At 64.2% G+C, this 6,513-nt stretch carries 6 protein-coding genes and 2 pseudogenes; all 8 read left to right on the plus strand.

From position 1 onward, the window contains the following. The first annotated feature begins 246 nt into the window (after positions 1 to 246). The gene (locus EOD15_RS25820; protein WP_127318930.1) at positions 247 to 1,212 is read left to right on the plus strand and encodes a zincin-like metallopeptidase domain-containing protein; all 966 of its coding nucleotides are present in this window, start codon (positions 247 to 249) and stop codon (positions 1,210 to 1,212) included. A gap of 132 nt (positions 1,213 to 1,344) precedes the next feature. After that, positions 1,345 to 1,764 (plus strand): DUF2958 domain-containing protein, encoded by a 420-nt coding sequence (locus EOD15_RS25825; protein WP_127408966.1) that lies wholly within the window; start codon positions 1,345 to 1,347, stop codon positions 1,762 to 1,764. 76 nt (positions 1,765 to 1,840) lie between these two features. Further along, positions 1,841 to 3,571, plus strand: coding sequence for a ParB/RepB/Spo0J family partition protein (locus EOD15_RS25830; protein WP_127322296.1), 1,731 nt, complete (start codon positions 1,841 to 1,843; stop codon positions 3,569 to 3,571). 531 nt (positions 3,572 to 4,102) lie between these two features. Beyond that, entirely contained in the window at positions 4,103 to 4,426 is a 324-nt protein-coding gene (locus EOD15_RS25835) for a DUF736 domain-containing protein (protein ID WP_127322295.1), read from the plus strand. A 164-nt stretch (positions 4,427 to 4,590) separates the two neighbouring features. After that, entirely contained in the window at positions 4,591 to 4,785 is a 195-nt protein-coding gene (locus EOD15_RS25840; RefSeq protein ID WP_127322294.1) for a helix-turn-helix domain-containing protein, read from the plus strand. Beyond that, the gene (gene traF, locus EOD15_RS25845) at positions 4,782 to 5,330 is read left to right on the plus strand and encodes a conjugative transfer signal peptidase TraF (protein WP_127322293.1); all 549 of its coding nucleotides are present in this window, start codon (positions 4,782 to 4,784) and stop codon (positions 5,328 to 5,330) included. The genes EOD15_RS25840 and traF overlap by 4 nt, the downstream gene beginning before the upstream one ends. Continuing rightward, positions 5,318 to 6,004 (plus strand): annotated as a pseudogene (locus tag EOD15_RS25850) (lytic transglycosylase domain-containing protein). Before traF ends, EOD15_RS25850 begins: the two are co-directional and overlap by 13 nt. A gap of 211 nt (positions 6,005 to 6,215) precedes the next feature. Continuing rightward, positions 6,216 to 6,513: pseudogene (locus tag EOD15_RS25855) on the plus strand (conjugal transfer protein TraI); the annotation flags it as partial.

Raw genomic sequence — 6,513 nt, forward strand, 5'->3', positions numbered from 1 at the left:
GCGCATGACTTGACCTCCGCTCGAAAATCTCGCTGCGCCCCTTCCCCGGAAGCGGTGTGGGCGGCTCTCCCTTCTAGGCCCGCCGCGGCGCCCCGCAACCCTCCGCTTCCCGCTCCGGGTCCTCCACTTCGTTCCGGTCCTGCGGATGCCGGCCGCCTCTGACGGCGAGCCTTTCCGGTCGTTTTTCGCCGCCCACCCCGCTTCCGGGGAAGGGGCGCAGCGAGATTTTCGAGCGGAGGTCAAGTCATGCGCAGAACCGGCAAGCGCGGTGCTCGTGGAGAAGTGCTAGCCAAGAGCGGCGAGCCGCCGAGGGCCAGCCTCTATACGGAAATCACAGATCGGATCATCGCCGATCTGGAGCGGGGTTGCGTGCCATGGGTGAAGCCTTGGGGCAGGGCCAAGGCATCCCTTGGCCTGCCGAAGAATGCCGTCACCGGGCGCAGCTATTCCGGCATCAATATCCTGATCCTGTGGGGCGCGGTGATCGAGCGCGGCTATGCCGGCCAGTACTGGCTCACCTTCCGGCAGGCGCTTTGGCTTGGCGGCAATGTCAGGAAGGGCGAGCACGGCACGACCATCGTGCATGCCGACCGCTTTATCCCGAAGGACGAGAAGGAGCGCGCCAGAGAAGAAGAGGCCGAGCCTCGGGCGGTTCCCTTCCTCAAGCGCTTCACCATCTTCAATGTCGCGCAGTGTGATGGCCTACCCGAGCACCTTTACGGCCAGCCTGAGCCGCTGCCCGAGCGCGCGATCATCCCGCAGGCGGAGGCGCTCATTCGTGCGTCTGGCGCGGATATTCGCATAGGTGGCGATCGCGCTTTCTACATGCCGGTTCGCGATTTCATCCAGCTGCCGCCGCAGCCCGCGTTCCTTGATCAGATCAATTATTACCGCACGGCCCTGCATGAATTGGGCCACTGGACCGGGCATCCCACCCGGCTTGCGCGCGACTTCTCCGGCTCGTTCGGCACCAAGGCTTATGCCCGCGAGGAACTGGTGGCCGAGCTGACAGCTGCCTTCACCTGCTCCACGCTTGGCATCGAGCCCACCGTGCGCCATGCCGACTATATCGCTTCGTGGCTCTCGGTGCTGCGCGAGGACAACCGCGCCATTTTCCGCGCCGCCAGCCTTGCCTCGAAAGCCGCCAATTTCCTGCTCGCCTTCGGCACCGACGCAGCGGACGCGGCAGACTCTGGGGAGATCGCGGCATGACCGCGCGCTACGCAAAAGCCGATCGATATCGGTCTCTTCGATGGTGAGGCGGACAAGCGGAAGGTCCAGTGAACCTTCCCTCCCGCCGAACGCCCGCAATCAACCCGACCTGTTCTGAGAAGGAGCTTCGCCATGATCCTGATAACCCAAGACCTGCGCGCCCGGCTGCTCGCCAATGGTGCAGCCCATACCGAAACCGATCATGTCCCGGTCGTGAAATTGTTCAATCCGGTCGGCGCCGCGACCTGGCTTTTGACCGAACTCGACGCCGATGGCGATACGCTGTTCGGCCTTTGCGATCTCGGTTTCGGCTTCCCGGAACTCGGCAGCGTCAGCCTTGCCGACCTTCAAGCCGTGAAAGGGCCGCTTGGTCTCGGCATCGAGCGCGACCTCTTTTTTCACGCGCGGTTTCCGCTCTCGGTTTATGCCGAAGCCGCGCGCCTTGCCGGCCACATCACCGAGGCCGAGCGGCTTTTGCGCCAGGCCGCCGCCGGCCTTTCGATCCCCCTTCCCGAACTTCCGCCCGACATGGCGGAACGATCGCGCCGATAGGCGCAAAACCCGCCCGCCGCTCGGCCTGCGGCCTCGCGGTCAGGGCGATTTCAACCAGTGTAAAGGAGACGGAACCATGCAGCTTGCCCATGTCGCAATCGACCATTCGAATATCTCTGCCGCCAACATGCGGCATTCCAGACGAGCGCCGGATATCTCCGATATCCTGCCGTCCGTGAGGGCGCGCGGCGTGCTCGTGCCGCTTCTGGTGCGGCCCAACGGGTCGCCCGGCAGCTTCGAGATCGTCGCCGGGCGGCGGCGATACTTTGCCGCAAAGACCGTCGCCGACGAGCGCGGTGAGACGGAGCCCTTGCCATGCGCCATCATGGAAGATGGCGACGATGCCGGCGCGCTCGAAGCCTCGCTGATCGAGAACATCGCCCGGCTCGACCCCGACGAGGTTTCGCAATGGGAGACCTTCACCCGGTTGATCAAGGAAGGGCGCGGTGTCGCCGATATTGCCACTACCTTTGGACTGACCGAACATCAGGTGAGGCGCATCCTGGCGCTTGGCGATCTTCTGCCGAAGATTCGCGAAGCCTATCGCCGCGAGGAAATCGACACCGAGACCGTACGCCATCTCACCATGGCTTCGAAGGCACAGCAAAAGGACTGGCTGGCGCTCTACGCGGGTCCAGATCAGCGCGCGCCGCGCGGCTGGCAATTGAAGCAATGGCTGTTCGGCGGCCAGTCGATCTCGACCAAGGTGGCGCTGTTCGCCATCGAGGATTATGGCGGACTGGTCGTGTCCGATCTATTCGGCGAGGACAGCTATTTTGCCGATGCCGACCTGTTTTGGCAAAGGCAGAACGAGGCGATTGCCGCCAGACGCGGCGCCTACATTGAAGCCGGTTGGCTCGAAGTGATCGTGCTCGAACCGGGGCAGTATTTCCACTCATGGGACTATGAAAAGACGCCGAAGAAGAAGGGCGGCAAGGTCATTGTCACCGTCTCGCACCGTGGCGCGGCCGAGTTTCATGAAGGCTACCTGTCGCGCAAGGAAGCCTGCCGCGCCCGCTCCGGCGGCGAGGATGGCGAGGATGTCGAAACGCCTGCCAAGCCGTCGCGTCCCGAACTCAGCGGGCCGATGCAGAACTATGTCGATCTGCATCGCCACGCCGCTGCGCGCACGACATTGTTGGACCATCCGGCTGTCGCCCTGCGCCTGATGCTGGCGCATGCCATTGCCGGTTCGAGCCTCTGGCAGGTTCGCCTTGAAGCGCAGCGCGCAGCCAACGAGGCAGTGGCGGCAAGCATCGCCGCTAGCAAGACCGAAGCGGCCTTCGCCGAGAAGCGGCGCGAGGTTTTGGCGCTGCTTGGGCAAGCTGACGATGACACCAGCATCGCCGGCGGCAACGGCGAGGACTTTACCACTACCAGCGTGTTCGCCCGGTTGCTTACGCTTGGCGATGACGATGTCGCGCGCGTTCTGGCCATCGTCATGGCCGAGACGCTCGCCGCCGGCAGCGCCATCGTCGAGGCGCTCGGCAATCATCTGAATGTCGATATGCGCAGCTGTTGGCAGCCGGACGATGCCTTCTTCGAGCTGCTGCGCGACCGCGAAGTCGCGAACGCCATGCTTGCCGACATTGCCGGCAAACAGGTCGCTGAGGGCAATGTTTCGGAGAAGGTGAAGACGCAAAAGAAGATCATGCGCGACGTCCTTGCAGGCGAAAACGGCAGGCAGAAAGTCGGCGATTGGCTGCCGCGCTGGATGACATTCCCGGTTGCGAGCTACACCGATCGCGGCGGTTTTCGCACTGTGGACCAGTGGTCGAAGGTCCAGTCCCTGTTCGTGTCTGAATGATCCTTGGGGCGTGGCGACGGCAGCGATTGGTCTGCCGCCGCTCGGCCGTCTGCCGGGAGGCAGTGGCGCTGAGCTTCTCCTCGCAGACCACTGCGCATCTCCGTTCCCGGTGCCATGTCCCCCGCGAAATGACTGCTGGCAGACAGGTCGATTTGTCCGTTTTAGGCGCGTACCGGATCGGAACGATGGCGCCGGCGCGGCGTCGAAGCGTCCGCATTTCGCTAACCGCCTGACCGACTTGGTGTCGCAGCGACCGCGTATATGGCCTGTCCTGAGGCGCTCTGCGAAGACCATTCCCCTGCCGCTGGCTTGATGACCTATGAGCGGATCCGTCCCGCCCGAAACCCTCGCCGTCAACTTTTTTCCCCGCCGCCTGCGGCGGCTTCCTCGCGCCGCTTCGCTTCAAAAAAGCCGTCCGCTCGGATCCTCCGCTGACGCTCCGGCCCAAGGGGGTTCGGGCGGGCCGGACGCGCCCATCACGGTCCGCCATCGCAGGGGAATGGTCCCCGGCGAGCACCAAAGGAGACTAGCATGACCGCGATCGGATACGTCACCAAGCAGGATAACGGCGGCTACAAGGGCCAGCTCAGGACACTCAGCGTCCGCGCCGACATCGACATCGTCCCCAACCAGGCCAAGAGCGCCGAAAATCACCCCGACTTCCGGGTGCTGACACAGGGCGTCGAGGTGGGCGCCGGCTGGGTCCGGATCGGCGAGGCCTCCGGCAAGGACTATGTCAGCCTGTCGATTGCCGCACCCGAGTTTGGGTCCCGCAAGCTCTACGCCAATCTCGGTCGCGCCGCCGGCCAGGATGACGACGACAGCTTCGCCATCATCTGGAACCCGGTCGACTGACCGGCCTCTGAAGCCCTCGCGCCGCCGGCGCGGGGGCTTCTTCCAACCCCAGCACCGTCTGCCAGGGGGCGGCGAAAACTCCCAACCGACTCTTCGCCCGTCCCGCAAACGCCCTCGCTCGCCGATCCTCGCCGTCATCTTCAGTTGGCGAAACGAGGACCATCATGGACGACGAAAACGACCGCGCTGCCCTCTATATCGGCCTCTCCCAGCGCACCCTCGAAAAGATGCGCACGCAGCGCCTCGGCCCGCAGTTCCGCAAGCACGGCCGCTATGTCCGCTACCACATCGACGAACTCGACGAGTGGTCGAAAGGGCGCCAGCAGGAAGCAGGCTCCAAGGATGGAGGCCGCTCATGAAGACGCTGGCATCCATCCATTTGATCGGCTCTCGCCTGCGGCGCATTCGGGCACGAAAGACAATCGCTGTCGCTGCAATCGGACTGGGCCTGATCGGCATCACGGGCCTCGCCAATCCATCGCCCTGGCTGGTCTGGAACGCCTCGACCAGCGCGCCGGTCGGGCTCTACCGTGTCGCTGGAGGAGCCCCCGCACGCGGTGATCTGGTCCTCGTCCGCGCGCCCGATCCCATCGCCGACCTTGCCGCCGAACGCGGCTACCTTCCCCGCAGCGTGCCGTTGGTGAAGCGCCTTGTCGCTCTTCCCGGCGAGCATGTCTGTGCCTTCAACGAGGCGATCATCATTGGCGGCGAGATCGTCGCGAGCCGGCTGGCGACCGATACGCAGGGCCGTGCATTGCCTTGGTGGAGCGGCTGCCGTGCGCTCTCGCAAAACGAATTCTTTTTGCTCAATCGCGAGGCCCCACGCTCCTTCGACAGCCGCTATTTCGGGCCGGTTCCGGCCAAAAACATCATCGGGAGGCTCGTGCCGCTATGGACCGAATGACCCTCCTGGTGCTGGGCATGGTCGCCATTGGCCCATGCGCCTGTTCCGCCTCGACCGGCGCTGACCCGGTCGCCATCTCCCATAGTCCGCAGCTTCGAAAGTGGCAGGTGTTCGTCTCGGAAGCAAGCCGGCGCTTTCGTCTTCCTCAGACCTGGATCTACGCTGTCATCGATGCTGAAAGTCGTGGCAAAACCATGCTCGATGGCCGCCCGATCACCTCGCGCGCGGGCGCAATGGGCCTCATGCAGGTGATGGCCAAAACCTATGAGGAGATGCGGATCGAGCACGGTCTGGGCTTCGACCCATACGACCCGCGCGACAACATTCTGGCCGGAACCGCCTATCTCCGCACCATGTATGACCGCTTCGGATATCCCGGCCTGTTCGCTGCCTTACAATGCTGGACCCGATCGCTACGACGACCATTTGCAGCGTGGACGGCCGTTGCCGACCGAGACGGTCGGCTATCTGGAAAAGCTCGATGCGGCCGGGATTTCAGCCGCCGACATGGAGCAGTTCGGGGGCAATCCCCCGGCCGCGAAGACTCCGAATCGCCTTCCGGACGGTCGCTGTTTTTCTTGAGAGATGGCGTTTCCGCGAGAAATCCGAACGGCGACATTCTGGTGCCGCTCGGTTCCGGACGGATCGGATCGACGGTGCCGGGCGCGAAGTGAAAGCGCTAGGCGTTCCTGGCTGCGCGGGGTGCTGATTTCTCGATCTGGAAGGGGCTGAGGATTGGGTCGGCGTAAGGCAAGATAAAGGTACCGCCTCCAGGAGGCGGTTAAATCTTTGTCTGCACATCGTTTTTCCGGGAGGCTGCCGCCGTTGCCAAGAGGGTTGGACGTGTAAGTGTCTGATTTTGCTTGATATGTCTGGGAGGCTCGCATGAATGATGACGAGTTCAGGCCGAAGCTCGGAAAAATAGGCGCGCGCGGCTCGAAAGCGGGCAAGCGCTATGCCGGCCAGATCCGGGCGGCGATCAACCGTGCCGGCGGCCGGCCGAAGCGTGGTGGTCGCTTCGCGGGGAGTCGGGCAGGGCGCGGCGGGGCGGCCGCCGCACTGCTGAAATCGCGCGACCGGTATGCCGCCTTCCGCCAGCGCCGGGGGATCGTCAAGGCGCGGGTCGTCAAGCTCGCCGGCAAGGGCGCGGACGGGGCGCGTGCCCATCTACGCTATCTTCAGC

Source organism: Mesorhizobium sp. M7A.T.Ca.US.000.02.2.1 (assembly GCF_003996995.1).
Classification (GTDB): Bacteria; Pseudomonadota; Alphaproteobacteria; order Rhizobiales; family Rhizobiaceae; genus Mesorhizobium.

Coding starts and splice junctions, on each gene's coding strand:
- EOD15_RS25820 (WP_127318930.1), top strand. CDS start 247: ATGCGCAGAACCGGCAAGCGCGGTGCTCGTGGAGAAGTGCTAGCCAAG.
- EOD15_RS25825 (WP_127408966.1), top strand. CDS start 1,345: ATGATCCTGATAACCCAAGACCTGCGCGCCCGGCTGCTCGCCAATGGT.
- EOD15_RS25830 (WP_127322296.1), top strand. CDS start 1,841: ATGCAGCTTGCCCATGTCGCAATCGACCATTCGAATATCTCTGCCGCC.
- EOD15_RS25835 (WP_127322295.1), top strand. CDS start 4,103: ATGACCGCGATCGGATACGTCACCAAGCAGGATAACGGCGGCTACAAG.
- EOD15_RS25840 (WP_127322294.1), top strand. CDS start 4,591: ATGGACGACGAAAACGACCGCGCTGCCCTCTATATCGGCCTCTCCCAG.
- traF (WP_127322293.1), top strand. CDS start 4,782: ATGAAGACGCTGGCATCCATCCATTTGATCGGCTCTCGCCTGCGGCGC.